The organism is Burkholderia sp. BCC0397 (assembly GCF_902832865.1).
GTDB lineage: Bacteria > Pseudomonadota > Gammaproteobacteria > Burkholderiales > Burkholderiaceae > Burkholderia.
In genome coordinates, this window is sequence record NZ_CADFDL010000004.1 from 265457 (window position 1) to 289603 (window position 24147).

At 67.5% G+C, this 24147-nt stretch carries 19 protein-coding genes; 2 read left to right on the plus strand and 17 right to left on the minus strand.

From position 1 onward, the window contains the following. The 8 genes from bioD to aceK all read right to left on the minus strand — a co-directional run bounded on the left by bioD (position 1) and on the right by aceK (position 9104). Entirely contained in the window at positions 1 to 723 is a 723-nt protein-coding gene (gene bioD / locus HWX03_RS15345) for a dethiobiotin synthase (protein WP_175871769.1), read from the minus strand. Next, on the minus strand, positions 720 to 1907 hold the full coding sequence (gene bioF, locus HWX03_RS15350) for an 8-amino-7-oxononanoate synthase (RefSeq protein ID WP_175871770.1): 1188 nt from the start codon (positions 1905 to 1907) through the stop codon (positions 720 to 722). Before bioF ends, bioD begins: the two co-directional genes overlap by 4 nt. After that, positions 1904 to 3250, minus strand: a complete 1347-nt coding sequence (bioA, locus tag HWX03_RS15355) for an adenosylmethionine--8-amino-7-oxononanoate transaminase (protein ID WP_175871771.1) — start codon at positions 3248 to 3250, stop codon at positions 1904 to 1906. The genes bioF and bioA overlap by 4 nt, the downstream gene beginning before the upstream one ends. A 506-nt stretch (positions 3251 to 3756) precedes the next feature. Further along, a complete protein-coding gene (locus HWX03_RS15360; protein ID WP_175871772.1) occupies positions 3757 to 5028 on the minus strand; it encodes a CocE/NonD family hydrolase in 1272 nt (423 codons plus the stop codon). 106 nt (positions 5029 to 5134) lie between these two features. Beyond that, on the minus strand, positions 5135 to 5572 hold the full coding sequence (locus tag HWX03_RS15365) for a YchJ family protein (RefSeq protein ID WP_175871773.1): 438 nt from the start codon (positions 5570 to 5572) through the stop codon (positions 5135 to 5137). A 39-nt stretch (positions 5573 to 5611) separates the two neighbouring features. Next, a complete protein-coding gene (locus HWX03_RS15370) occupies positions 5612 to 6289 on the minus strand; it encodes an SDR family oxidoreductase (protein WP_175871774.1) in 678 nt (225 codons plus the stop codon). A gap of 173 nt (positions 6290 to 6462) precedes the next feature. Beyond that, positions 6463 to 7230, minus strand: coding sequence for a carbonate dehydratase (gene can / locus HWX03_RS15375; protein ID WP_124464809.1), 768 nt, complete (start codon positions 7228 to 7230; stop codon positions 6463 to 6465). 56 nt (positions 7231 to 7286) lie between these two features. Next, the gene (gene aceK, locus HWX03_RS15380) at positions 7287 to 9104 is read right to left on the minus strand and encodes a bifunctional isocitrate dehydrogenase kinase/phosphatase (RefSeq protein ID WP_175822874.1); all 1818 of its coding nucleotides are present in this window, start codon (positions 9102 to 9104) and stop codon (positions 7287 to 7289) included. 304 nt (positions 9105 to 9408) lie between these two features. Here aceK and HWX03_RS15385 point away from each other — a divergent pair, with 304 nt between their 5' ends. Next, positions 9409 to 10488 carry an MBL fold metallo-hydrolase gene (locus HWX03_RS15385; RefSeq protein WP_175871775.1) on the plus strand — a complete coding sequence of 360 codons (1080 nt, stop codon included), beginning with the start codon at positions 9409 to 9411 and terminating at the stop codon, positions 10486 to 10488. Positions 10489 to 10504: 16 nt separating this feature from the next. Here the strand turns inward: HWX03_RS15385 and HWX03_RS15390 are convergent, their stop codons facing one another. The 6 genes from HWX03_RS15390 to argS form a co-directional block, all read right to left on the minus strand. Next, positions 10505 to 12151, minus strand: a complete 1647-nt coding sequence (locus tag HWX03_RS15390) for an ABC-F family ATP-binding cassette domain-containing protein (protein WP_175871776.1) — start codon at positions 12149 to 12151, stop codon at positions 10505 to 10507. A gap of 192 nt (positions 12152 to 12343) precedes the next feature. Continuing rightward, positions 12344 to 13939 (minus strand): ABC transporter substrate-binding protein, encoded by a 1596-nt coding sequence (locus tag HWX03_RS15395; RefSeq protein ID WP_175871777.1) that lies wholly within the window; start codon positions 13937 to 13939, stop codon positions 12344 to 12346. A 431-nt stretch (positions 13940 to 14370) separates the two neighbouring features. Continuing rightward, positions 14371 to 15144, minus strand: a complete 774-nt coding sequence (locus HWX03_RS15400; RefSeq protein WP_174389888.1) for an SDR family oxidoreductase — start codon at positions 15142 to 15144, stop codon at positions 14371 to 14373. Positions 15145 to 15163: 19 nt separating this feature from the next. After that, positions 15164 to 15802: a thiol:disulfide interchange protein DsbA/DsbL gene (locus HWX03_RS15405; protein ID WP_174431741.1), complete on the minus strand. Its 639-nt coding sequence runs from the start codon at positions 15800 to 15802 to the stop codon at positions 15164 to 15166. 69 nt (positions 15803 to 15871) lie between these two features. Further along, positions 15872 to 16768 (minus strand): SPOR domain-containing protein, encoded by an 897-nt coding sequence (locus HWX03_RS15410; protein ID WP_175871778.1) that lies wholly within the window; start codon positions 16766 to 16768, stop codon positions 15872 to 15874. Between the two features lie 134 nt (positions 16769 to 16902). Next, complete coding sequence (gene argS / locus HWX03_RS15415; RefSeq protein WP_175871779.1) at positions 16903 to 18684, minus strand: arginine--tRNA ligase; 1782 nt, start codon at positions 18682 to 18684, stop codon at positions 16903 to 16905. Between the two features lie 200 nt (positions 18685 to 18884). Between argS and HWX03_RS15420 the strand changes: the two genes are divergently transcribed. Then, positions 18885 to 19208: a DUF1840 domain-containing protein gene (locus HWX03_RS15420; protein ID WP_011353361.1), complete on the plus strand. Its 324-nt coding sequence runs from the start codon at positions 18885 to 18887 to the stop codon at positions 19206 to 19208. A 306-nt stretch (positions 19209 to 19514) separates the two neighbouring features. Here the strand turns inward: HWX03_RS15420 and HWX03_RS15425 are convergent, their stop codons facing one another. The 3 genes from HWX03_RS15425 to HWX03_RS15435 form a co-directional block, all read right to left on the minus strand. Further along, on the minus strand, positions 19515 to 20102 hold the full coding sequence (locus HWX03_RS15425; protein ID WP_175871780.1) for a hypothetical protein: 588 nt from the start codon (positions 20100 to 20102) through the stop codon (positions 19515 to 19517). A 148-nt stretch (positions 20103 to 20250) separates the two neighbouring features. After that, on the minus strand, positions 20251 to 22968 hold the full coding sequence (gene metH, locus HWX03_RS15430) for a methionine synthase (RefSeq protein WP_175871781.1): 2718 nt from the start codon (positions 22966 to 22968) through the stop codon (positions 20251 to 20253). A 42-nt stretch (positions 22969 to 23010) separates the two neighbouring features. Then, complete coding sequence (locus HWX03_RS15435; RefSeq protein ID WP_175871782.1) at positions 23011 to 24078, minus strand: homocysteine S-methyltransferase family protein; 1068 nt, start codon at positions 24076 to 24078, stop codon at positions 23011 to 23013. Between the last annotated feature and the right edge of the window lie 69 nt (positions 24079 to 24147).

Below are 24147 nucleotides of genomic sequence, written 5' to 3' on the forward strand. Positions count from 1 at the left end.
TCAATGCCGCGCGGCGCGCAGCGACTCGACGAGCGCGGCGATGTCGAGCATCGCCGCGGCGGATTCGGGGGCGGCCGGCGTCATGTGCGCGATGCGGCCGACGAGCGGCGCACGGTGCTCGCGCGCGAGCCAGTCGCGGATCGTCGCGACGTTCTCGTCGGCGAACGACATGGCCGGGTCGACGTGGTTCGCGACCCAGCCGGCGAGCGTGAGGCCGCGCTGGCGAATCGCGTCGGCCGTCAGCAGCGCGTGGCTGATGCAGCCGAGCCGCACGCCGACGACGAGCACCACGGGCAGGCCGAGCGCGACCGCGAGATCGGCGGTGTCCTGCGTGTCGTTCAGCGGCACGCGAAAACCGCCGACGCCTTCGACGACGACGACGTCCGCTCGCGTCAGCGCTTCGCGATGGCACGCGACGATCGTGTCGAGGTCGAGCGTCACGCCTTCCTGCGCGGCGACGATGTGCGGCGCGGCCGGCGCTTTCAGCAGGAACGGCGTGCGCAGCTCGGGCGGCAGCACGACGTTCGCGGCGGCGTCGAGCTGGTCGGCGTCCTCGTTGCGCCACACGCCGTCGCGTTCGTACGCGCCGGCCGCGACCGGCTTCAGCGCAGCCGCGCGCAGGCCGTGCCGCGCGAAGCCGTGCAGCATCGCGGCCGACACGAAGGTCTTGCCGATTTCGGTGTCGGTGCCGGTGACGAAGACGGAGAGCGGGGCGGTGGTCATGCTGCAGCCCCCTCGCTGGCCTGGGTCAACGCGGCTTCGAGCCTAGCGAGATCGTCGAACGAATGCGCGGCCGACAGCGACACGCGCAGCCGCGACGTGCCGGCCGGCACCGTCGGCGGCCGGATCGCGGGCACCCACAGGCCGTGTGCGTCGAGCGCACGCATCGCCGCGAGCGTCGCGTCGTTGCTGCCGATCACGAGCGGCTGCACGGCCGTGTGCGAATCGACCGGCTGCCAGCGCGTGTTGCGCAGCAGCGCACGCGTGCGTTCGATCAGCGCGGCGAGGTGCGCGCGGCGCGCGTCGCCTTCGTCGCCCGCGATCACCTTCAGGCTTGCCGATACCGCATGCGCGACGGCCGGCGGCGCGGCGGTCGTGAAGATATAGCTGCGCGCGCGCTGGATCAGCCATTCGATCACGGTTTCATGCGCGATCACGAACGCGCCGGCGACGCCGGCCGCCTTGCCGAGCGTGCCGACGTACACGAGATGCGGCGAACGCAGCGCGGCGGCCGCGAGCGCGCCGCGACCCTGCGGGCCGAGCACGCCGAAGCCGTGTGCGTCGTCGACGACGAGCCACGCGCCGTGGCGTTCGGCCAGCGCGACGAGTTCGGCGAGCGGCGCGATATCGCCGTCCATGCTGAACACGGTATCGCTGACGATCAGCTTCGTTTCGGCCTCCGATGCGTCGAGCAGCGCGGCGAGCGCGGCCGTATCGGCGTGCGGATAGACCTGTACGTGCGCGCGCGACAGCCGCATGCCGTCGATCAGCGATGCGTGGTTCAGTGCGTCGGAGAAGATCGTCGCATTCTTGCCGGCGAGCGCCGTCATCGCGGCGAGGTTCGCCATGTAGCCGGTGCTGAAGTACAGCGCGCGCGGCGCATCGGAGAAGCCGCCCGCGAAGCCCGCGAGTTCGTCCTCGAGCCGGGCGTGCGCGCGCGAATGGCCGCCGAGCAGGTGTGAGCCGCCGCTGCCGGAGCCGTAGCGCTGCGCGCCTTCCGCGAAGGCGGCGACGAGCGCCGGATGCGCGGCGAGGCCGAGGTAGTCGTTGCTCGCGAAGCCGACGATTTCGCGGCCGTTCACGGTCATGCGCGCGTCGCATGCGGTGTCGGCGATGCGGCGTACGCGGCGCAGCCCCTGGGCGTCGAGCTCGGCGAGGCCGCGTTGCAGGGTGTCGAGCAGGCTCATCGGCCGAGGTCCTCCAGCGTGGCGTCGAGCGTGTCGCGCGTGTGCTGCGCGAGCCACGCGATGTCGTCGTCGCTCATCACGTACGGCGGCATCAGGTACACGGTCGTGCCGATCGGGCGCAGCAGCAGCTCGCGCGCGAGCGCCTGTTCGAAGAAGCGCCGCGAGAAGCCGCGCGCCGCGTCGCCGTCGAGCGCGACGTCGAATGCGAACAGCGTGCCGCGCTCGCGCAGGTGGCGCACGTGCGGATGCGTGTCGAGCGGCGCGAGCGCCGCGCGCAGCGTCGCCGATTTGCGGGCGTTGCTCGCGAGCACGTCGTCGCGCGCGAACAGGTCGAGCGTTGCAACGGCCGCGCGGCACGCGAGCGGGTTGCCCGTGTACGAATGCGAGTGCAGGAAGCCGCGCGTCGTGTCGTCGTCGTAGAACGCGGCGAACACGTCGTCGCGCGTGAGCACGAGCGACAGCGGCAGGTAGCCGCCGCTGATTCCTTTCGACAGGCACATGAAATCGGGCCAGACGCCGGCCTGCTCGCACGCGAAGAAGGTGCCCGTGCGGCCGCAGCCGACCGCGATCTCGTCGGCGATCAGGTGCACGCCGAATTCGTCGCACAGCGCGCGCAGCCCGCGCACGTACGACGGATCGTGCATCGCCATGCCGGCCGCGCACTGCACGAGCGGCTCGACGATCAGCGCGGCGATCCGGTCGCCGCGTTCGACGAACAGGCGCCGCACGTCCGCGAGCGCGCGGCCCGCGACGTCGGCGGCCGTCTCGCCCGCCAGCGCGCCGCGCGCATCGGGCGACGCGACCACGTGCGCGTGGCGGATCAGCGGGTCGTACGCATCCTTGAACAGCGCGACGTCGGTCACGCCGAGCGCGCCGATCGTCTCGCCGTGATAGCTGTTCGCGACGCAGACGAATTCCTGCTTGTTCGCGCGGCCGCGGTTGCGCCACGCGTGGAAGCTCATCTTCAGCGCGATCTCGACGGCCGACGCGCCGTCCGACGCGAAGAACGCATGGCCCAGCGTACGCGCAGTGAGCGCATGCAGCCGTTCGGCGAGCTCGATCGCCGGTTCGTGCGTGCAGCCGGCGAGCATCGCGTGCTCGAGCGTGTCGAGCTGGTCCTTCAGCGCCGCGTTGATGTCCGGGTTCGCATGGCCGAACAGGTTCACCCACCACGAACTGATCGCGTCGAAGTAGCGGCGGCCGTCACGGTCGTACAGCCACACGCCCGCGCCGCGCGCGACGGGGATGAGCGGCAGGCGCTCGTGATGCTTCATCTGGGTGCAGGGATGCCAGACCGCGCGCAGGCTGCGCGCGACCCAGTCGTCGGTGGCTGGCGTACTCAAGGCGACTCCGGGGGTAAAACGACCGCGCGGCATCGACGGGATGCCGCGCGGCGGGACACGAAACGCGCAGAGATTAGCGTGTTCCGCCGGACGTTGCACTAGCGGTTACAAACGCCGCAAAGCCTTGTCGGGCGGGAGTTCGCCGCAGTTCGGCGGTGCTCGGAACGGAACGCGGCGGATCGGGCGAAATGCACGCAGATGACGACGTTCGAGTGACACCCCCGACAGCAAAAAATCGCGGGACGGGCGCGATTCAGCGGCGAAATATGGGGAGCGATGAGGGTGCGGTGTTTGCGGCGACAAGGGGCGATCCTGCTTCGCGGATTGTCCGATCGACGGGGGCGGCGCAAGGCCGGGCGACGGGACGAAATCCGGCGCGAATTCAAGTCGATTGCTCGTAAAAACGAGCATTACGCAGTGTGTGCTCGATTTGACGAGCAGGCGGTGGCGCGCCGCGATGACCTTGAATGGACGGGGAGCGAAGCCGGAAGAACGACAGCCGCGCGTCAGCGCGAAGCCAGTGCGCGCGTATCGGCGTCGCGAGTGTGATCGTCGCCGTTGTCGGCCGTTTGCGTCGTGGTGGCGTTCCACACGACGCGGTCGTTGACCGCATACAGCCGGCACGCGCCTGCGCCTTGTTTCGCGCAGTTGTCGAGCGCGAGCGCCATCGGGTCGTCGCCGCCTTCGGCCCACGACCACGCGCCTTCCGACGACACCGCGAACGCGCGGCTCGGATGCTGGTTCAGGAAGCGGCGATAGCCTTCGCGGCCCGCTTCGTCGACATAAGGCACCGCGTTGACCGCATCGATCGACGCATAGCCGGTGGCCTTCGGCTCGTGCGGGTCCGCGACCGCATAGCGCACCGCGGTCGGCAGGTTCAGATCGGCGAGGAACGCGTGCACGGCCGGCCACCACACGGGCACGCCGTCGCGATCGACGATCAGCCGGTGCGCGTCGTCCTTGTAGCGGCCGAAATCGATGAACAGGGCCTGCGTGCCATGCGACACGTACGCATCGTGCATCTGCGCGACGAGCGCGGGCGTCCATACCGAATCGTTGTCGCCGTACAGCCACAGCGACCGCACGGCCGTGTGCGCGCCGTAGTGGTCGAACGCCTCGACGAGGTTGCGCTGCCAGCCGTCGCAGAGGTCCTGGCGCAGCCCGCCGGAGAAGTTGATGATGCCGCGCACGCCCGCCGCGGCTTCGGTGCCGTATGCGACCGACACGAGCCCGCCGTGCGACGTGCCGGCGACGACGATGCGCGACGCATCGACGTACGGCTGGCGCGACATGTAACGCACCGTCGCATCGACGTCGGCGGCCTGCGCGAGGCCGTTCTTGCCGACGTTGCAGCCTTCCTGCTGGTACGTGCCGTCCGAACCGGCGAAGCCCTGGCGATTCGGCGCGATTACCGCATAGCCGCGGCGCACGAATTCGCGCGCGAACGCGAGCGGCCGGCTGCGCGGCTGCAAATGGAGATCGCCGGTATTTTTACCGTGGTTGAAGACGACGAGCGGGAACGGGCCGGGGCCGTTCGGCTTGAAGAGCGTCGCCTCGAGCGTGACGGCGCCCGACGCGTCGGCCGGAATGCGGAGGATCTGTTCGTTGAGGTCGGCGCTGACCTGCGGCAGGTTCGAGTCGCCGTAATCGAAGTGCTCGGCATGGGCGAGCGATCCGCGGGTGCCTGCACCCGTATTGACGCTCGGCAGCGTACCGGCCTGAGCGGCCGACAGCGCACAGGCCGCCATCCATCCCACCAATACCTTGCTGAACGCCATCCGTAAGCCCTGCCACGCAACATGACCAATTCGAGGCCATCGTAGCCCGACAAAATCAGGTTGTGCAATGCGGGAATTACCCGGCGTCTGACATGGCAACTATTTGTCAGCGTTCACTTACTTCGCCGTCGACATAGCGCCAGAATCCGTGCTCGTCGCGCTCGAATCGGCTCGTCTCGTGCAGCCGGTACGCGCGTCCGCCGACCTTGTAGCGGGCCGTGAATTCGACCTCCGCGTGCCGGTCGTCGAGCAGCACGTGGCGTTTGACCGCGAGGCCCAGCCAGCGCGGCGCGTCCGGCGCTGCGGGGTCGGTGTCGAGATCGGGCGGGCAGGTGCGCGCGGCCCACGTCGCGCGCAGGTAAGCGGTCGCGCCGAGCACGTACGCGCTGTACCGCGAACGCATCAATTCGAGCGCGGTCGGGGCGGCTTCGCCGCCGTCGATGAAGCGGCCGCAGCAGGCCGCGTAGCGCGGCGCCGGCGCTTTGCCGGCGGGCGCGGGTGACGCGCCGCCGCACGGGCACGCGTCAGGTCGGTTCAAAATCATGCGAAATGTGAATTAACAACGCTTGGTTGCCGGCGCCGCTCACCAACTGAGCTCGACGCCGTCGTACTGGAAGAACCGGCCGTTCGCCTGGGACACGTCCGAACCGGATTCGGCGATGACGCGACGCATGCCGGTCACGCTCGTTTCCGGATCGATCGCGGCCTGCGCGCCGCCCATGTCGGTGCGCACCCAGCCGGGATGCAGCGAAATGCACGCGGCATGGCGCGTCTGCAGCGACGCGATGCGCAGCGCGTCGTTCAGCGCGGCCTTGCTCGCGCGGTACAGCCAGCCGGTCGTGCCGGTCGCCTCGGCGATGCTGCCCATCCGGCTCGACACGACGGCCAGCACGCCGCGCGCGTCCTCGACGAGCGGCAGCAGGATCGGCAGCAACTGCATCGGCCCGCGCACGTTGGTATGCATCACCGCGTCGAAATCCTCGGCGGTGATCGTCTCGACGCCTTCGGTGCGCGGCCCGTACACGCCCGACACGAGCACGGCCGCATCGAGCCGCTCGCCGTCGAGCTTCCAGCCGAGCGCCGCGATCTGCTCGGGCTGCGCGATGTCGAGCGCATGCGGCTGCGCGCCGAGCGCGCGCAACGCGTCGAGCGACGCCGCGTCGCGCGCGGTGGCGATCACGTTCCAGCCGTCGCGCCGGTATTGCCGGACGAATTCGCGGCCGAGGCCGCGCGATGCGCCGATGATCAATACGGTTTTCATGCTCGTCGCTCCTTGTCGTTGCACCGCCGTCGCGGCAGTGCCAGTGCCAGCTCAGTTCGATGCCGGTCGTGCCGGTCCGGTAGCGCAGATGGGCGGCGCGGCCACGGGCATGGTGCGCGTCCCGCCGGATGCCGCGCGGCGCGCGCGCCGCGTCGGCATTGCATCGACGCCGGTTACTGCGCGTCGTCGCACGGCTTCAGCGTGGCGGCGACCGCCTGCGCGACGCCGTCGAGTTGCGCGGCATCCGCCGCGACCATGTCGTTGTCGGGCGCATGCTGGCCGCGTGCGGTCAGCGCCGCCACGCAGCGCCTGTAGGTTGCGTCGAGCGCGTCGAAGTTCGACACGGACATCCCGAGGTTGCGCATCCGGCCGTCGTGCACGCCGTACACGAGCCCGTGCACGGTCAGCGACTGGCCGCGCGCCCACGCGTCGTTGACAATCGTCGTGCGGCACACGTTGACGACCTGTTCGATCGAATTCAGCTCGATCAGGCGCCGATACCGCGCTTCGCCGACCGGCCATTCGTCGAGCAGCGCCGCATGGCGCTCGCGCACGTCCTGCACGTGATGCAGCCAGTTGTCCGCGAGGCCGACACGGCGGTTGTGCAGCGCTGCGTTCACGCCCGAGCAGCCGTAGTGGCCGACGACCATGATGTGCTTCACGCGCAGGATGTCGACCGCGAACTGGATCACCGACAGGCAGTTCAGGTCGCTGTGCACGACGACGTTCGCGATGTTGCGGTGCACGAACACTTCGCCCGGCGGCAGGCCGATGATCTGGTTCGCCGGCACGCGCGAATCCGAGCAGCCGATCCACAGATATTCCGGCGCCTGCTGGTCGGCGAGCCGTGCGAAGAAATCGGGATCGTCGGCGAGCTGGCGCTTGACCCAGGCATCGTTGTTGTCGAACAGATGTGAAAGCGGATTGTCTTGGGTAGTCATCGGTGTGGATTCCGTTGGCGGAAATCGGGTCGATATGGAATTCGGTGTTGCCGGCGTCAGGCGGCGCGCTGCGCGTCGCCTCCGCCGTCGTTCCGGCCCGTCGCGCCGAAGCGCGCGGGGTAGCGCACGCAAAAACGCAGCGCTGCGTCGTACGGATAAAAATCGGGCAATTCGCCCTGCAGCAGCTTGTCCTTGCTCGCCTGCCACAGCGCGGGATCGAAAAAGTCCGCGTGATGCTTCATGAACACGCCGCGCACGCGCGGGTCGCCGAGCAGGAACGGCCCGTAGGTTTCCGGAAAGATGTCGTGCGGGCCGACGGTATACCACGGTTCGCCGGACATCTCGTCTTCCTCGTTGCGCGGCGGCGGCACGCGCCGCACGTTGCAGTCGGTCAGGTACTCGATCTCGTCGTAGTCGTAGAACACGACGCGGCCGTGGCGCGTGACGCCGAAGTTCTTGTACAGCATGTCGCCGGGGAAGATGTTGGCCTTCATCAGCTCCTTCACCGCGTTGCCGTATTCCTTCACGCCGTGCTCGACGTCCGCGTCGCTGCCGTTCTGCAGGTACAGGTTCAGCGGCGTCATCCGGCGCTCGATGTACAGGTGCTTGATCACGAGCTTGTCGTCCTCGTATTCGAGCAGCGACGGCACTTCCTTCTCGAGTTCGCGCACGAGCGCGTGATCGAGCCGCGCGAGCGGCAGCCCGACGCTCGAATACTCGAGCGTGTCGGCCATCCGCCCGAGGCGGTCGTGGCGCTTCACGAGCTGGTACTTCTCCATGATCTGCGCGCGCGTCGTTTCCTTCGGCGGCGGGAACTGATCCTTGATGATCTTGAACACGTACGGGAACGACGGCAGCGTGAACACGAGCATCACGAGGCCCTTGATCCCGGGCGCGATGATGAAGCGGTCGCTCGAATGCGACAGATGGTGCAGCAGGTCGCGGTAGAACAGGTTCTTGCCCTGCTTCTGCAGCCCGACCGACGTGTAGATCTCGGCCTTCGGCTTGCCCGGCATGATCGTGCAGAGGAAATCCACGTACGCGGACGGCACGCCCATGTCGACGAGGAAGTACGAATGCGAGAAGCTGAAGATGATCTGCAGCAGGTCGCGGCGCAGCAGCACGGTATCGAGCGCGAGCAGGCCCGGGCGCACGTGGCGGATCGGCACCGCGAACGGCAGCACGCGGTCGGCGTTGATGATGCGGCCGACGATGTACGCGCTCTTGTTGCGGAAGAACAGCGACGACAGCACGTGGATCTGGAAATTCGGCGCTTCGTCGAAGTGGCCGAATTCGTCGTCGATCGCCTGCATCACGCAGCCGATGTCGCGCGTGAGATCCTCGAACGGGGGCTCGAGCTGGAAGTTCGTGACGATGCGCTCGAGCGTGACCGCGAGCCCGTCGGTGCCCGGATAGTACGCGCGGTAGGTCGGCTTCGCGGCTGGCTCGTCGTTTTCCAGATACTCGGTCGAGATCGCCGGGCGCACGAAGATGAAATCGTTGCTGAAATACGAGCGGTGCAGGATCTTGCAGCACACCGAATTGAAGAAGGTTTCCGCGCACTCGGGCTGGCGGTGCGACGTGAGCAGCCCGATGTAGTGCAGCTTGATCTGCTGCCACACTTCGTCGTCGATGTTCTCCGCGTCGTATTCGTCTTCCAGCACCTCGACGCATTCCTTCACGCGATCGTCGTACGACGTGATCCGCTCGCGCGCGAGCCGCTGCAGCCCGTGCCAGTCGCCGCGCTCGAACAGCGTCTTCGCGTCGACCGCCGCTTCGCGGAAGATCCGGTAATGGCGATCGAAGTATTCGAGCATCGTCTGCGCGACGTCGAAACCGATCTGCGACGACAGCAGTTTGGGGAAGTGATTCATCGCGTGCAGGCTCGTTCGGAAGGGGCTGTAAGCACCCGCCATTTTAGCGCCCAAGTCGGCGTTTCAATGACTTTTGAGGTGATGTGCGAACGATCGCCAATCGGCGTGTTGATCGCCGTTGGGCGCCGTTCAGTGCATCTTCGCGTAAAGATACGGGTATAGAACCGATTCTGACACGAACTTTTTTGGGCCGCCCGGCGCTCGCCGGGCACGCGTTTTTCGCGACGGCGATAGAATCGACGCACCGCCCGCCGCGCCTGTCGCCGGCGCGCATTCGCACCGATAACGACGAGACGCCCCACCGATGAATGCCCTGGAACACCAACTCGACTACCCCTTCGCCGATACGCTGCCCGCTGCGGGCGACACGTTCGAGGTCGCGCCCGGCGTGCGCTGGCTGCGCATGCCGCTGCCGTTCTCGCTCGATCACATCAATCTCTGGCTGCTGCGCGACGAGATCGACGGGCAGGCCGGCTGGACGGTCGTCGATTGCGGGATCGCGTCGGATGCGATCCGCACGCACTGGGAGCAGATCTTCGACACGCAGCTCGACGGCCTGCCCGTGCTGCGCGTACTCGTCACGCATTGCCACCCCGATCACTTCGGCCTCGCGAACTGGCTGTGCGAAGGCGGCGACAAAGGCCGCTGGAACGTGCGGCTGTGGATGACGCTCGGCGAATACCTGTTCGGCTGCCTGATGGCGGCCGGCAACGGTTCGAACGCGGGCGGCGCGGCCGCCGCCGATCACTTCGCGCGCCACGGGCTGACCGATCCGGCCGCGCTCGACAAGCTGCGCAACCGCCGCAGCTATTACGCGGACCTCGTGCCTGCCGTGCCGCCGCGCTACCGGCGCCTGCGCGAAGGCGACGCGGTGACGATCGGCGCGCGTACGTGGCGCGTGGTCACCGGCTTCGGCCATTCGCCTGAACATTGCGCGCTCCACAGCGAAGCGGACGGCGTGCTGATTTCCGGCGACATGGTGCTGCCGCGCATCTCGACGAACGTGTCGGTGTTCGACCTCGAACCGGAAGCGAACCCGCTCGCGCTGTACCTCGAATCGCTCGGCCGCTACGAGACCATGGCGCCCGACACGCTCGTGCTGCCGTCGCACGGCAAGCCGTTCCGCGGCGTGCGCACGCGCATCGCGCAACTGCGCGAACACCACGATGCGCGTCTGGCCGAAGTGCGCGTCGCGTGCGCGGAGCAGCCGATGAGCGCGGCCGATATCGTGCCGATCATGTTCCGCCGCCGCGAGCTCGACATCCACCAGATGACGTTCGCGCTCGGCGAGGCGCTCGCGCACCTGAACCTGCTGTGGCTCGCGGGCGAACTCGTGCGGGAGCAGGGGGACGACGGGGTGCTGCGGTTCCGCACCGCCGACTGAGCGCGCTTCATCGTCGTTACACGACGGGTTCGTAACGCCATCCGTCGCGCTGCCATTGCATCGTGTGCGTCGGTTCGAGCGCCGCGAGAAACGTGGCGTCGTGCGACGCGACCACGATCGCGCCCGGGAAGCCGGCCAGCGCCGCTTCGATCGCGCGCACCGATTCGAGATCGAGGTGATTGGTCGGCTCGTCGAGCAGCAGCAGTTGCGCGGGCGTGCCGCGCCACAACGCGCATGCGAGCGCGGCCTTCAGCCGTTCGCCGCCGCTCAGTTGCCGCGCCGGTTGCGTCGCACGCGTCGCGTCGAGTTGCAGCAGCGCGAGACGGCTGCGCAGGTCGCCTTCGGCGAGCGGCGTATCGAGCAGGCCCAACTGCTCGACGATCGAGCGCTCCGGGTCCAGCAGCGCGAGCCGCTGGTCGAGATACGCGGCGCTCACGTGCGTCGTGCAGGTACCTGAGCGCGGCGTGAGCTCGCCCGCGAGCATCCTCAGCAACGTCGACTTGCCGCAGCCGTTCGGGCCCGTCAGCGCGATGCGCACGGCGCCGCTCGCCGACCAAGTGATCGCGTCGGTGTCGCCCGCGACGCGCCATGGAAGGTGCGCGCGTTCGAGCGTGAACAGCTGGCGGCGCGCGCTGACCTCCGTGCCCGGCAGCGACACCAGCACGGGTGCGTCGGCCTCGACGCGCGCGGCCGCTTCCTGCACGCGCTCGTCGAGCGTCGCCTTGAAGTCGCTCTGATGACGTCGGACCGTCCCCATGATGGCGCGCGCGGCGCCCTTGCGGTTCTGGCGCGCCATCGACGACAGGTTGGCCGTCTTCGCGTCGCGCAGCGACGCGGCCGCGTGGCGCTGGATCGTGTCGTGTTCCTGTTCGAGCCTGCGCCGCACGCGGCCGCGCTCGGTGCGCGCATGGTCGAGCGCCGCGTGCGCGGCTTCCTGCTCCGCGTCGCGCTGCGCGCGGTAGAGCGCGTAGTTGCCGCCGTACGAGCGCGCGCCGTGCGGCGTCAGCTCGACGATTCGTTGCACGCCGGCGAGCAGCGCACGGTCGTGGCTCACGATGACGACCCCGCCGCGCCAGCCGTCGAGCGCCGTGCGCAGCCACGCGCGGCCCGGTGCGTCGAGATGGTTGGTCGGTTCGTCGAGCACGAGCAGGCCGGCGCCGGACAGCAGTGCGCCGGTCAGCGCGACGCGCGCGAGCTGGCCGCCGCTCAGTGCGTGCGCGGGCGTGTCGGCGTGGACGTCGTGCAGGCCGGCCGCGTCGAGCGCCGTGCGCAGCCGCTCCGCGAGATCCCAGCGATCGCCGATCAGGTCAAAGTCGTGCGGCTCGGCGCGGCCGTCCGCGAGACGCGCGAGCGCGCCGAGCGGCGCATCGAGCGCGGCGATCTGCGCGACGCTCCGCGGGGCGGCGGCCGCATCGTCGTGATCTTGCTGTTGCGCGACGTAGACGACGTGCGTATGCCGCTCGATCATGCCCGCGCTGGGCGCGCGGCGGCCCGCGATCAGTTGCGCGAGCAGGCTCTTGCCGACGCCGTTGCGGCCGACGATGCCGGTCGGCGTGCGGTCGATGGACAGGTCGAGCGAATCGAACAGCGTGACGCCGTCGTCGAAGCGGAAGGAAACGTGATGAAGCGCGACGAGCGCGCCGGTGGGCGTGGCTGCAGCCATAAGCACCTCCAAAAATGCGTGAAGACCTTCGCGCGCAGCGTACGTGGCACGGGCGGCGAAAACATTTCGGGAAGGCTTAGTTGTTCACTTTGGCTGGCGTCCGGTAGGAGGAATAGGCGCGCAGTGTAGCAAGCGCGGCGCGCGGGCCGCAAGCGAGCGGCGTGCACGCCGTCGCTTGCGCGCCACGCACGGTTACTGCACGGCGACCGTCGTGAAATTCTGCCGCCCGAACGGACTCACGTGATAGCCGCTCACGTTCGTGCGCGTGAGCGCGGCCGCGGTCGGGTAGCCAAGCGGGATCCACGGCGCCTGATCGTGGATGATCTTCTGCGCGCTTTCATACAGCTTCGCGCGCTTGGCCTGATCGGCGGTCGACTTGCCGTCGGCGATCAGCTTGTCGAGCTGCGCGTCGCAGAAGCGCGCGAAGTTGATGCCCGACTTCACCGCGTTGCAGCTGAACAGCGGCGACAGGTAGTTGTCCGGATCGCCGTTGTCGCCGGCCCAGCCCATGAACAGCATGTCATGCTGGCCGAGCTTCGCCTGCTTGATCAGCTCGCCCCATTCGATCACCTTGACTTCGGCCTTCACGCCGATCTTCGCGAGGTCGGCCTGCAGCAGTTCCGCGCCGACCTTCGGGTTCGGGTTCAGCACGCTGCCGGTCGGGCGCGTCCAGATGGTCGTCGAGAAGCCGTTCGGGAAGCCGGCCTGCGCGAGCAGCTGCTTCGCCTTCGCCGGGTCATACGCATACGGCGCGACGTCCTTCGCGTAGCTCCACGTGTTCGGCGGATACGGGTTGTTCGCGGCCGTCGCCGTGTTGTCGAACACGACCTTCAGGTAGGTCGCGCGGTCGAACGCGAGATTCAGCGCCTCGCGCACCTTGTCGTTGTCGAGCGGCTTCTTCTGCGTGTTCAGCGCGACGAACGCGGTCATGAATGCGGGCGTCTGCACGACCTTCAGCGCGCTTTCGCCCTTCGCGGCGAGCACGTCCTGCGGCTTCGGCGACAGCGCGATCTGGCATTCGCCGGCCTTCACCTTTTGCAGGCGCACCGACGGGTCGGGCGTGATCGCATAGATCAGCCGGTCGACCTTCGGCTTCGTGCCCCAGTACGTCGGATTCGCGTCGTAGCGGATCAGCGCGTCCTTCGTATAGCTCTTCAGCACGAACGGGCCGGTGCCGACCGGCTTCGCGTTCAGGTCGGCCTGCTTGCCGGCCTTCAGCAACTGGTCCGCGTATTCGGCCGAGTAGATCGACGCGAAGCCCATCGTCAGGATCGGCACGAAGGTCGCGTTCGATTCGTTCAGCACGAACTTCACCGTGCTGTCGTCGACCTTCGTGACCGACTTCACGAGCTTCACGAGGCCCATCGACTGCGCGTGCGGGAAGCCGCTCGCGCCGGCCACCTTGTGCCACGGATTCGCATCGTCGAGCATCCGCGTGAACGTGAACACGACGTCGTCCGCATTGAGCGTGCGGCCCGGCTTGAAATAGTCGGTGGTCTGGAACGCGACGTTCGGGCGCAGGTGGAACGTGTACGTGAGGCCGTCGGCGCTGGCTTCCCATTTGTCGGCGAGCGCGGGCACGACCTTCTTCGCGGCTTCGTCGTAGGACACGAGCGTGTTGAAGATCACGTCGGCCGATGCGTTGGTCGTGACGAGCGAGTTGTACTGCACGACGTCGAAGCCGTCCGGGCTCGATTCCGTGCAGACGGTGAGCGGCTTGGCGGCGGCGAGGCCGGGGGCGGCAAGGGCGGCGGCGGCGGCGGCCGCGGCGAACAGCTTGACGTGCATAGGATCTCCCACGTGGCTTGTGTTTTTTGCTGGTGACGGAGGCAGGCGCGACCCGGAAGCAGGCAGGGCCGGCGCGGCTGGCGAATAGCATACCGTCAAAGCGCGCGACACGTGAAAAAAGGCGCCGGAACGCGGCGAATTGACCGAAAAACGGCTGCGTTAGCGACGGAACGGGTGTTGATGCGGCGGTTCGCATAGTGCGAGCGCGGCGCGGGAGGCGAGGGGGCGGGACGGGGTGGGCGGCTTCGAACGCGTGACGGAAATGCGCGGCGCGGTGTGAGCGACGGAACGCACAGGATCACGGCAGCGGTGCGCGGTACGTGATGCGACACGAAGGTAGAGACCCGCGCGGATTCGCGCGGTATGGCGATGCAGATCAGGCCGAGGCCTGACAGCGATCCGGCGCGACGCGCGCCGGATCCACGACGCACTCAGTGCGCGCCGGCCTTCGGCTTGCGCGGTGCCTTTTCGAACAGGCGGTCGTACAGCCAGCGCGGCAGCACGTGCAGCACCTTCGCGACGACGCCCATCTGCCACGGAATCACGCGGAACGCGTGCTGCTTTGCGATCGCGCGCGCCGCGCGTGCGGCGAAGCGGTCGGCGTCCATCAGGAACGGCATCCGGTACGGGTTGTGCGCGGTCATCGGCGTGCGAATGTAGCCGGGCGCGATCGTCACGACGCCGACGCCGGCCGGGCGCAGCTCGACGCGCAGCGATTCGAGATACTTGATCGCGGCCGATTTCGACGCGCTATACGCGCCGGAGCCGGGCAGGCCGCGCACGCCGGCGACGCTCGCGACGCCCACCAGCGTGCCGTGGCGCGCGGCCGTCATCGGGCCGACGAACGGCTCGAACGTCGCGACCATCCCGTAGTAGTTGATGTCCATCACGTCGCGGAACGCCGCGAGATCGCCTTGGCCCGTGACGGCGCCCTGGCTGATGCCCGCGTTCGCGATCACGACGTCGGGGCAGCCGTGCGCGGCGATGAACGACGCGGCGGCCGTCGCGAGCGCATCGGCGTCGCGCACGTCGGCGGAATAGACGGAGATGGACAGCTTCGGGAAACGCCGCGCGAACGCATCGAGTGCATCGGTGCGTCGTGCGACGAGCGCGAGCGTGGCGCCCTGGCGGGCGTATTCCTCGGCCATCGCGAGGCCGAGGCCGCTCGACGCGCCGGTGATGAAGACCTTCAGCGGAGTAGTCATGCCGGCGCGTGGGCGGGGATCAGAGCTTCTTGTCCTGAACCTGCTTCACGAGGAAGTCGAGCACCTGGGCGGTACCCGGGATGCTGTTCGTGTAAGCCGGGCCCGTCTTGTACTTGCCCTGGACGACGACCGTCGGCACGCCGTCGATCGCGTAGTCCTTCAGCAGCTTGGCCGACTGGTTCACCTCGCCCTGCACGCTGAACGAGTTGTACGCGTCCATGAACTTCTTCTTGTCGACGCCCTGCGTGGCCAGGAAGTCGGCCTGCGCCTGCGGCGTCAGCAGGTAGTTCTTCTGCTTGTGGATCGCATTGAAGATCGCCGGCGTGACCTTCTCGGAGATGCCGAGCGCGGACACCGCGTAGAACAGCTTCGAGTGCGGGAGGAAATCGTCACGGAATGCGACCGGCACGCGCTTGAAGTCGATGTTGTTGCCCTGTTTCTTCACCCAGGCCTCGATCGTCGGCTCGAATTCGTAGCAGTGCGGGCAGCCGTACCAGAAGAACTCGATCACCTCGACCTTGCCGGCCGGCGCGGACACCGGCTGCGGCGACTTCATCACCTCGAAGTCCTTGCCGGACACCGGCGCGGCGGGCGATGCCTGGGCCAGGCCGGCAACCAGGCCGAGAGACAGAAGGAGCGTGCTAAGCAGTTTTTTCATGTTGTGGACGTCGAATCAGTTGCTCGGGTTACGAAACGTAACGGGTTCTGCGTGGGTGCGGCCGGCTGCTTACTGCTTCGTGAAACGGATCACCGCCGTATCGACACCTGCATCGGACAAGCGCTGACGGGCCGAGTTCATATCCTCGAATTTCGAGAACGGGCCGACGCGCACGCGGAAATAGGTCACGCCGCTGACGTCGCGCTTCGACACCTTCGATTCGAAGCCCTGGAAGCCGAGGCGCGCACGCTGTTGCTCGGCATCGCCTTCCGTCTTGTACGCACCGACCTGCAGGAAGTAGCCGGTGTTCGCGTCGTTCGCGGTCGGCGGCTTCGCTGTTGCCGCTGCTGCCGTGGCCGACGACGTCGGCTTCGGCGTGTTCGCGGCCTGCTGCTGTTGCTGCTGCTTTTGCGCGGCGGCCTGCTGCGCCTGCTTCTGCGCGGCGAAGCGCGCGAGGTCGTCCTCGCCGCCTTGCTGCTGTTGCTGCGCCTGTTGCGTCTTCTTCGGCGGCGGCGTGGTGTCGGCCGGCTTCGGTGCGACGGCGACGCCGTTGCCCGACGACGGATTGTTCGACGCGGTGGGGGGGCTCGAGCCGGTGGCGCCGTTCGTGTTACCCGACGGCGGCACTTCGACGATCTGCGGCTCGGGCAGCAGGCCGCCGCCCTGGGTCTGGTTCGCGGCCTGGCCGGGCGCGGTGTTCGGCGGCGCGGGCTGGGCGGCCTGCGGCACCGGCTGGCCGGGCGTCTTGCCCTGCAGCGCACGGTTCGGGTCGAACTGCTGCGGCTGGCTCGCGCCGTTGTCGGCCGGCGGCGGCGCGACCTTCGACACGAACGGCGACGGCGAACGCGTGATGTAGAGCGCCACCACCACGGCGATCGCGAGGCCGACGATCAGGCCCAGCACGATTCCAAGAAATGTTCCTCCGGCTTGTTTCGATTGCTTCGAAGTTCGGCGTGGTTGTGCCATTGCTTGAGTTACCTGCAAAAAGAATCGTGAAAAGGCTGCGACGGGCATCCGGCGACGGGCATCCGACGACGGCAATCCGACGGCGGGCGCTGCCGCGGCCATTCGCGGCCCGGTTCGGGGCCGCGCTGACATCCTTACATCTTGGCGGGCGCGGATACGCCGAGCACCGCCAGACCGTTCTCCAGCACCTGCCGGGTCGCGGCGAGCAGCGCGGCGCGCGCATTGCGCGGCGCTTCGTCGTCGACCAGCACGCGCTCCGCATTGTAGAACGAGTGGAATTCGCCAGCGAGATCGCGCAGGTAGAACGCGACCGCGTGCGGCGCCAGCTCGTTCGCCGCGTGCGTGAGCATGTCCGGGTACTCGGCCAGCTTCTGCATCAGCGATGCCGCTTGTGCGCTGGTCAGCTGCGACAGGTCAGCGCCCGGCAGTTGCGCGACGTCGACGTTGTAGCGCGACTTCAGTTCGTTGAGCACCGAGCAGATCCGCGCATGCGCGTACTGGACGTAATAGACCGGGTTCTCGTCGTTCTGTTTCAGCGCGAGGTCGATGTCGAACACGAACTCGGTATCGGCCTTGCGCGAGATCAGGAAGAAACGCACCGCGTCGCGGCCGCGCGTGATGGTCGCCTCGTCGATCAGGTCGGGGGCCGCTTCCTGGCCCGCCGCCGCGCCGCCCGACCATTCGATCAGGTCGCGCACCGTCACGTAGCTGCCCGCGCGCTTCGAGATCTTCACTTCCTGGCCGTCGCGCATCACGGTGACCATCTTGTGCAGCACGTAGTCGGGATAGCCCTTCGGGATCCCGACGTGCAGCCCCTGCAGGCCGGCGCGCACGCGCGCGATCGTGCCGTGGTGGTCCGAACCCTGGATGTTGATCACCTTCGTGAAGCCGCGCTCCCACTTCGTCACGTGGTAGGCGACGTCCGGCACGAAGTACGTGTACGTGCCGTCCGACTTGCGCATCACGCGGTCCTTGTCGTCGCCTTCGTCGGTCGTGCGCAGCCACAGCGCGCCGTCCTGCTCGTAGGTCATGCCGGCCTTGACCAGCGCGTCGACCGTCTTCTCGACGCGGCCTTCGCTGTACAGCGACGACTCGAGATAGTACTGGTCGAACTTCACGCCGAACGCCTGCAGGTCCATGTCCTGCTCGCGACGCAGGTACGTGACCGCGAACTTGCGGATCGCGTCGAGATCCTCGACGTCGCCCGCGCCCTTGACCGGCTCGCCGTCCGATGCGGCGACCGTTTCGCCGTTCAGGTAGTCGCGCGCGATGTCGGCGATGTACTCGCCGTTGTACGCGGCTTCCGGCCAGCCCGCGTCGCCCGGCTTCAGGCCGCGGGCGCGCGCCTGCGTCGAGATCGCCAGGTTGCCGATCTGCACGCCCGCGTCGTTGTAGTAGAACTCGCGGTGCACCGCGTAGCCCTGGCTCGCGATCACGTTCGCGAGCACGTCGCCGAGCGCGGCCTGGCGGCCGTGGCCGACGTGCAGCGGGCCGGTCGGGTTGGCCGACACGAATTCGAGCAGCACCTGCTTGCCTTTCTCGCGATCCGACGTGCCGAACGCGCGGCCCTGGTCGAACACGGCGGCGATCACCGCCTGTTTCGCGGCGGCCGACAGGCGCAGGTTGATGAAGCCGGGGCCGGCGATTTCGGCGGCTTCGACGAGACCTTGCGCGGCCGGCTGCGCGGTGAGTGCGGCGACGATCTGCTCGGCGAGCTGGCGCGGGTTCGTGCCGAGCGGCTTCGCGAGCTGCATCGCGACGTTGCACGCGACGTCGCCGTGCGCGGCGACCTTCGGGCGCTCCAGCGTGATGGCCGGGGCGACGAATGCCGCGTCGGCGCCTTTCAGCGCGTGTGCGACCTGCTTGACGCTATCCGCGAGCAGGGCTTCGAGAGTCTGTTTGTGTGCTGGCAGCATGCTGGTAGAAGGCTTCGTTGGTGGCGGCCGGAAACGCCGGCCTGCCGGCGCGCTTTTTAAGCGCGCGTTTCAGGGATCGCAGAATTTTAACAGGTGCTAATATGCCGCTCAGGCGGCCCGCGTCCGCGAGGCCGGACGCCGGTCTGTCGGCGTTCCCCAACCGCGCCGCGCAGGCACAACAAGATGAAAAGGGAATTGTCATGATTACGTTCAAGAGCAAGGCGGCACAGGATCTCGACGTGCTGAAGGATTTCGCCGTGTATGTGCTGGGTCTCGTCGGCAAGCAGCTGGGCGAGCGCGGTGTGATTACGCACGACGAACTGGACCACGCGATCGCCAAGCTGGAAGGCGCGGTCGCGCAGGCGAAGCAGGAGCGCGCCGAGCACGCCGGCCATTTCCACGAGGACGAAGCCGACCACGCGCACCACGAAGTGCCGCCGAGCCTGGCCCAGCGCGTCGCGCCGTTCCTGACGATGCTGCGCGAAGCGAAGGCCGGCGAGGCCGACGTGCACTGGGGCTTCTGAGCTTCCTTGCGTGGCGAATCGAAAGGTTCGCCAGACAGGAAAAAGCCCGCCTTCGAGCGGGCTTTTTCTTTTGTCTGATGATAATTGCGCCGAGCAGAAGGTGGGTGCGAAATCGGGGCGGCAGCGCGGCGCCTGCCTTGACCGAAAGGTAAAATTCCTTATAATTCAATGCAAGACTATGTGAAAGCGGGTGCGAAAACATAGCGCCGCCCGAGCAATCGGGTCCCACCTGGAGTGGGTATTTCGTCGGAAGACGGAAAGAGAGTCCCGCATGCGACGGCTGCCGAAAGGCGGCCGTTGGTTTTTCTACGCTCGAATCTTGCGCCCTTCCAGGCTTGCGCGCAGCAACGTGCGCAACGCGACTTTCCGGGCTTCCCGCTGGCGTCGGGTCAGGTCGCCATCCAGCATGTAGGCCGACTGCACGCGCAGGATGAGCCTGCGTTTCCTGAGCCGGTCCTTCGCCACCTCGAAAAACACGGCATACACGCGTTGCGTGCCGTCCGCTGCGACCGTCTCCACCGTCACGAAATTGGGTTGCCGTTCATCCGCGACAACGATCCGGCGCGTCTCCAGCCCGACGATCACGCCGCGCAACAGCTGCCGTGACGCGCGATACCGTTCCGCGCAGAGTCCGCGTGTCTCGCGGCCGTCGTCGTAGATCTCGTCGTCCGGAATGGCGTCGCGGGTGCGTCCGTCCCATTTGAAGCTGCGTGTGAAGCAGTGACAGGAGAACAGGACCAGGACCGTCACGTCGAAGCCGGTTTCCAGATCGCATGTGAACGTCAACGGGCGCAAGTGGCTCAGGTCCCAGCTTTCGCCGCGGTAGCGGGTCGGCGGGAAGGGCCCGGTGGCGTCGAGCGGTGTGTCGGTGATCCTGATCTCGAAGGAGGGCATGGCGGGGCGAATGTCGGGTCGAGAGGCTGCGGCTCTGATCGGCTAATATTGAGATTAGTTATCCTGATTGAATGGCAAGATGTACAACGCGCCCCGGGATCGGGGCGCGTGATGGCAAGTCGCGGCTGAGGTGCCGCGGCTCGATCAGTTACAGCTGCGGCGCAAGCGCGCGGCGCGCGTCGTCGAGCGACAGCGCCATGCGCTTCGCGTAGTCCTCGAGCTGATCCTGCCCGATTTTGCCGACCGAGAAATAGCGGCTGTCCGGATGCGCGAGGTAGAAGCCCGACACGCTCGCCGCCGGCAGCATCGCCAGCGAATCCGTCACGCTCATGCCGATCTCGTCCGCATGCAGCACGTCGAACATGTCGCGCTTCACGAGGTGGTCGGGGCAGGCCGGGTAGCCGGGCGCCGGGCGGATGCCCGCGTACTTCTCGGCGATCAGCGCGTCGTTGTCGAGCGTCTCGCCGCTCGCATAGCCCCACAGCTCGCGCCGCACGCGCGCGTGCATCGCTTCCGCGAACGCTTCCGCGAAGCGGTCGGCGAGCGCCTTCAGCATGATCGCGCTGTAGTCGTCGTGGTCGGCTTCGAACTGCTTTTCCTTCACGTCGACGCCGAGGCCGGCCGTCACCGCGAACATCCCGATGTAGTCGGCGACGCCCGATTCCTTCGGGGCGATGAAGTCGGCGAGCGAACGGTTCGGCCGCATCACGCCGTCGACCACCGGGCGCACGCTCTGCTGGCGCAGGTTGCGCCACGTGAGCAGCACTTCCGAGCGCGACTCGTCGCTGTAGATCTCGATGTCGTCGTCGTTGACCGTGTTTGCCGGCAACAGCGCGATCACGCCGTTCGCGGTCAGCCAGCGGCCCTGGATCAGGCGCGCGAGCATCGATTTCGCATCGGAGAACACCCGCCGCGCCGATTCGCCGACGATCTCGTCGTTCAGGATCGCCGGGTACGGGCCCGCGAGGTCCCAGGTCTGGAAGAACGGGCCCCAGTCGATGTAGTTCGCGAGCTCGTTCAGGTCGTAGTTCTTGAACACGCGGCGGCCGATGAACTTCGGCTTCACGGGCGTGTAGCCGGCCCAGTCGACCTTGGTCTTGTTCGCGCGCGCTTCGGCAAGCGTGACCATCGGCTGCTGCTTGCGGTTCGCGTGCTGGTCGCGAATGCGTTCGTAGTCGGACTTCAGCTCGTCGAGATACTTCGCCGCACCTTCGTCCGACAGCAGGTTCGACGCGACCGACACCGAGCGCGACGCATCGGGCACGTAGACGACCGGGCCTTCGTAGTGCGGCGCGATCTTCACGGCCGTGTGCACGCGCGACGTCGTGGCGCCGCCGATCAAGAGCGGAATCTTCTTCACGCGGAAGTAGTCGTCGCGCTGCATTTCGGACGCGACGTACGCCATTTCCTCGAGGCTCGGCGTGATGAGGCCCGACAGCCCGATGATGTCCGCGCCTTCGACCTTCGCCTTCGCGAGGATCTCGTTGCACGGCACCATCACGCCCATGTTGACCACTTCGAAGTTGTTGCACTGGAGCACGACCGACACGATGTTCTTGCCGATGTCGTGCACGTCGCCCTTCACGGTCGCGATGACGATCTTGCCCTTCGCGCGCACGTCACCGCCCGCTTCCGCGAGCAGCCGCTTTTCTTCCTCGATGAACGGAATCAGGTGCGCGACCGCCTGCTTCATCACGCGCGCCGACTTCACGACCTGCGGCAGGAACATCTTGCCCTGGCCGAACAGGTCGCCGACGATGTTCATCCCGTCCATCAGCGGGCCTTCGATCACGTTGATCGGGCGGCCGCCGGCCGCGTCGATCTTCGCGCGCACTTCTTCGGTATCCTCGACGATGAAGGTCGTGATGCCGTGCACCAGCGCATGCGAGAGCCGCTTCTCGACCGGCTGGTTGCGCCACTCGAGGTTCTCCTCCTTTTTCGCGCCCCCCGCCTTGAACTTGTCGGCGATCTCGAGCAGGCGGTCGGTGGAATCGTCGCGGCGGTTCAGGATCACGTCCTCCACGCGCTCGCGCAGCTCCGCGTCGAGATCGGCGTACACGCCGAGCTGGCCCGCGTTCACGATGCCCATGTCCATCCCGGCCTGGATCGCGTGATACAGGAACACGGTGTGGATCGCCTCGCGCACCGGGTCGTTGCCGCGGAACGAGAACGACACGTTCGACACGCCGCCGCTCACCTTCGCGTGCGGCAGGTTCTGCTTGATCCAGCGGGTCGCCTCGATGAAGTCGACCGCGTAGTTGTTGTGCTCCTCGATGCCGGTCGCGACCGCGAAGATGTTCGGGTCGAAGATGATGTCTTCCGGCGGGAAGCCGACTTCGTTCACGAGGAAGTCGTACGAGCGCTTGCAGATCTCGGTCTTGCGCGCGTAGGTGTCGGCCTGGCCGGTTTCGTCGAACGCCATCACGACGGCGGCCGCGCCGTAGCGGCGGATCAGGTTCGCGTGGTGGCGGAACGCGTCCTCGCCTTCCTTCAGCGAGATCGAGTTCACGATCGCCTTGCCCTGCACGCACTTGAGGCCGGCTTCGATCACGTCCCACTTCGACGAGTCGATCATGATCGGCACGCGCGCGATGTCCGGCTCCGATGCGATCAGGTTCAGGAAGCGCACCATCGCCGCCTTCGAATCGAGCATCGCCTCGTCCATGTTGATGTCGATCACCTGCGCGCCGTTCTCGACCTGCTGGCGCGCGACGGCGAGCGCCTCGTCGAACTGGCCGTTGAGGATCATCCGTGCGAACGCCTTCGAGCCGGTGACGTTGGTGCGTTCACCGACGTTGATGAAGAGCGTCCCGGGCGTGACGTTGAACGGCTCGAGGCCGGCAAGGCGCATCATGTGATCGGTCATGGCGGTGCGAATTCTGGTGATGAAGGACGTGGGGCGGTCGGGTCAGGCGTTGTCGCTGTACTGGTTCGGCCAGCGGCGCGGCTTCACGTCGGCGAGCGCCTTCGCGATCTCGGCGATGTGCTCGGGCGTCGTGCCGCAGCAGCCGCCCGCGAGGTTCACGAGCCCGGCCTGCGCGAATTCCTTCAGCAGGCCCGACGTGACGTCGGGGGTTTCGTCGAAACCGGTGTCGCTCATCGGGTTCGGCAGGCCCGCGTTCGGGTAGCACGACACGTAGGTGTCGCACAGCTTCGCGAGCTCGGCGATGTACGGGCGCATCAGCGCCGCGCCGAGCGCGCAGTTCAGGCCGAACGTGAGCGGCTTCGCGTGACGCAGCGAATTCCAGAATGCCTCGACGGTCTGGCCCGACAGGATCCGGCCCGACGCATCGGTGACGGTGCCCGAGATCATGATCGGCAGGCGCTCGCCGGTGTCCTCGAACAGCTCGTCGAGCGCGAACAGCGCGGCTTTCGCGTTCAGCGTGTCGAAGATCGTCTCGACGAGGAACAGGTCGACGCCGCCGTCGAGCAGCGCCTTCGCCTGCTGGTAGTACGACGTGCGCAGCTCGTCGAACGTGACGTTGCGGGCGCCCGGATCGTTGACGTCCGGCGAGATGCTGGCCGTCTTCGGCGTCGGCCCGATCGCGCCGGCGACGAAGCGCGGCTTGTCCGGCGTCGCGTATTTCGCGGCCGATTCGCGCGCGAGCTTCGCCGATTCGACGTTCATCTCGACGACGAGATTTTCCATCCCGTAGTCGGCCTGCGCGACGGTCGTCGCGCCGAACGTGTTGGTTTCGACGATGTCGGCGCCGGCCGCGAAGTACTGGTCGTGGATCTCGCGGATGATCTGCGGCTGCGTGAGCGACAGCAGCTCGTTGTTGCCCTTGATGTCGCGCGGGAAATCCTTGAAGCGCTCGTCGCGGTACGCGGCTTCGTCGAGCTTGTAGCGCTGGATCATCGTGCCCATCGCGCCGTCGAGGATCAGGATGCGCGATTTCAGCAGCGCGGGCAGGGCGGCGCCGCGCGTGTAGGGCGCGTCGAGCGGGACGGAAGCGGCGAGAGGAGTCGCAGACATGGGCGGAAGACCGGCGAAGACGGAAAACCGTCATTGTAGCCGGTGCGTCAAGCAGTCGCCGCCCTCGCC

Bases quoted from the DNA above. Each gene is read 5' to 3' on its own strand.
- HWX03_RS15385 (WP_175871775.1), top strand. From the start codon at position 9,409: ATGAATGCCCTGGAACACCAACTCGACTACCCCTTCGCCGATACGCTG.
- metH (WP_175871781.1), bottom strand. From the start codon at position 22,968: ATGACCGATCACATGATGCGCCTTGCCGGCCTCGAGCCGTTCAACGTC.
- HWX03_RS15410 (WP_175871778.1), bottom strand. From the start codon at position 16,768: ATGGCACAACCACGCCGAACTTCGAAGCAATCGAAACAAGCCGGAGGA.
- HWX03_RS15435 (WP_175871782.1), bottom strand. From the start codon at position 24,078: ATGTCTGCGACTCCTCTCGCCGCTTCCGTCCCGCTCGACGCGCCCTAC.
- HWX03_RS15405 (WP_174431741.1), bottom strand. From the start codon at position 15,802: ATGAAAAAACTGCTTAGCACGCTCCTTCTGTCTCTCGGCCTGGTTGCC.
- HWX03_RS15395 (WP_175871777.1), bottom strand. From the start codon at position 13,939: ATGCACGTCAAGCTGTTCGCCGCGGCCGCCGCCGCCGCCGCCCTTGCC.
- bioF (WP_175871770.1), bottom strand. From the start codon at position 1,907: ATGAGCCTGCTCGACACCCTGCAACGCGGCCTCGCCGAGCTCGACGCC.
- HWX03_RS15425 (WP_175871780.1), bottom strand. From the start codon at position 20,102: ATGCCCTCCTTCGAGATCAGGATCACCGACACACCGCTCGACGCCACC.
- HWX03_RS15390 (WP_175871776.1), bottom strand. From the start codon at position 12,151: ATGGCTGCAGCCACGCCCACCGGCGCGCTCGTCGCGCTTCATCACGTT.
- HWX03_RS15365 (WP_175871773.1), bottom strand. From the start codon at position 5,572: ATGATTTTGAACCGACCTGACGCGTGCCCGTGCGGCGGCGCGTCACCC.
- HWX03_RS15400 (WP_174389888.1), bottom strand. From the start codon at position 15,144: ATGACTACTCCGCTGAAGGTCTTCATCACCGGCGCGTCGAGCGGCCTC.
- HWX03_RS15360 (WP_175871772.1), bottom strand. From the start codon at position 5,028: ATGGCGTTCAGCAAGGTATTGGTGGGATGGATGGCGGCCTGTGCGCTG.
- HWX03_RS15370 (WP_175871774.1), bottom strand. From the start codon at position 6,289: ATGAAAACCGTATTGATCATCGGCGCATCGCGCGGCCTCGGCCGCGAA.
- aceK (WP_175822874.1), bottom strand. From the start codon at position 9,104: ATGAATCACTTCCCCAAACTGCTGTCGTCGCAGATCGGTTTCGACGTC.
- bioD (WP_175871769.1), bottom strand. From the start codon at position 723: ATGACCACCGCCCCGCTCTCCGTCTTCGTCACCGGCACCGACACCGAA.
- can (WP_124464809.1), bottom strand. From the start codon at position 7,230: ATGACTACCCAAGACAATCCGCTTTCACATCTGTTCGACAACAACGAT.
- argS (WP_175871779.1), bottom strand. From the start codon at position 18,684: ATGCTGCCAGCACACAAACAGACTCTCGAAGCCCTGCTCGCGGATAGC.
- HWX03_RS15420 (WP_011353361.1), top strand. From the start codon at position 18,885: ATGATTACGTTCAAGAGCAAGGCGGCACAGGATCTCGACGTGCTGAAG.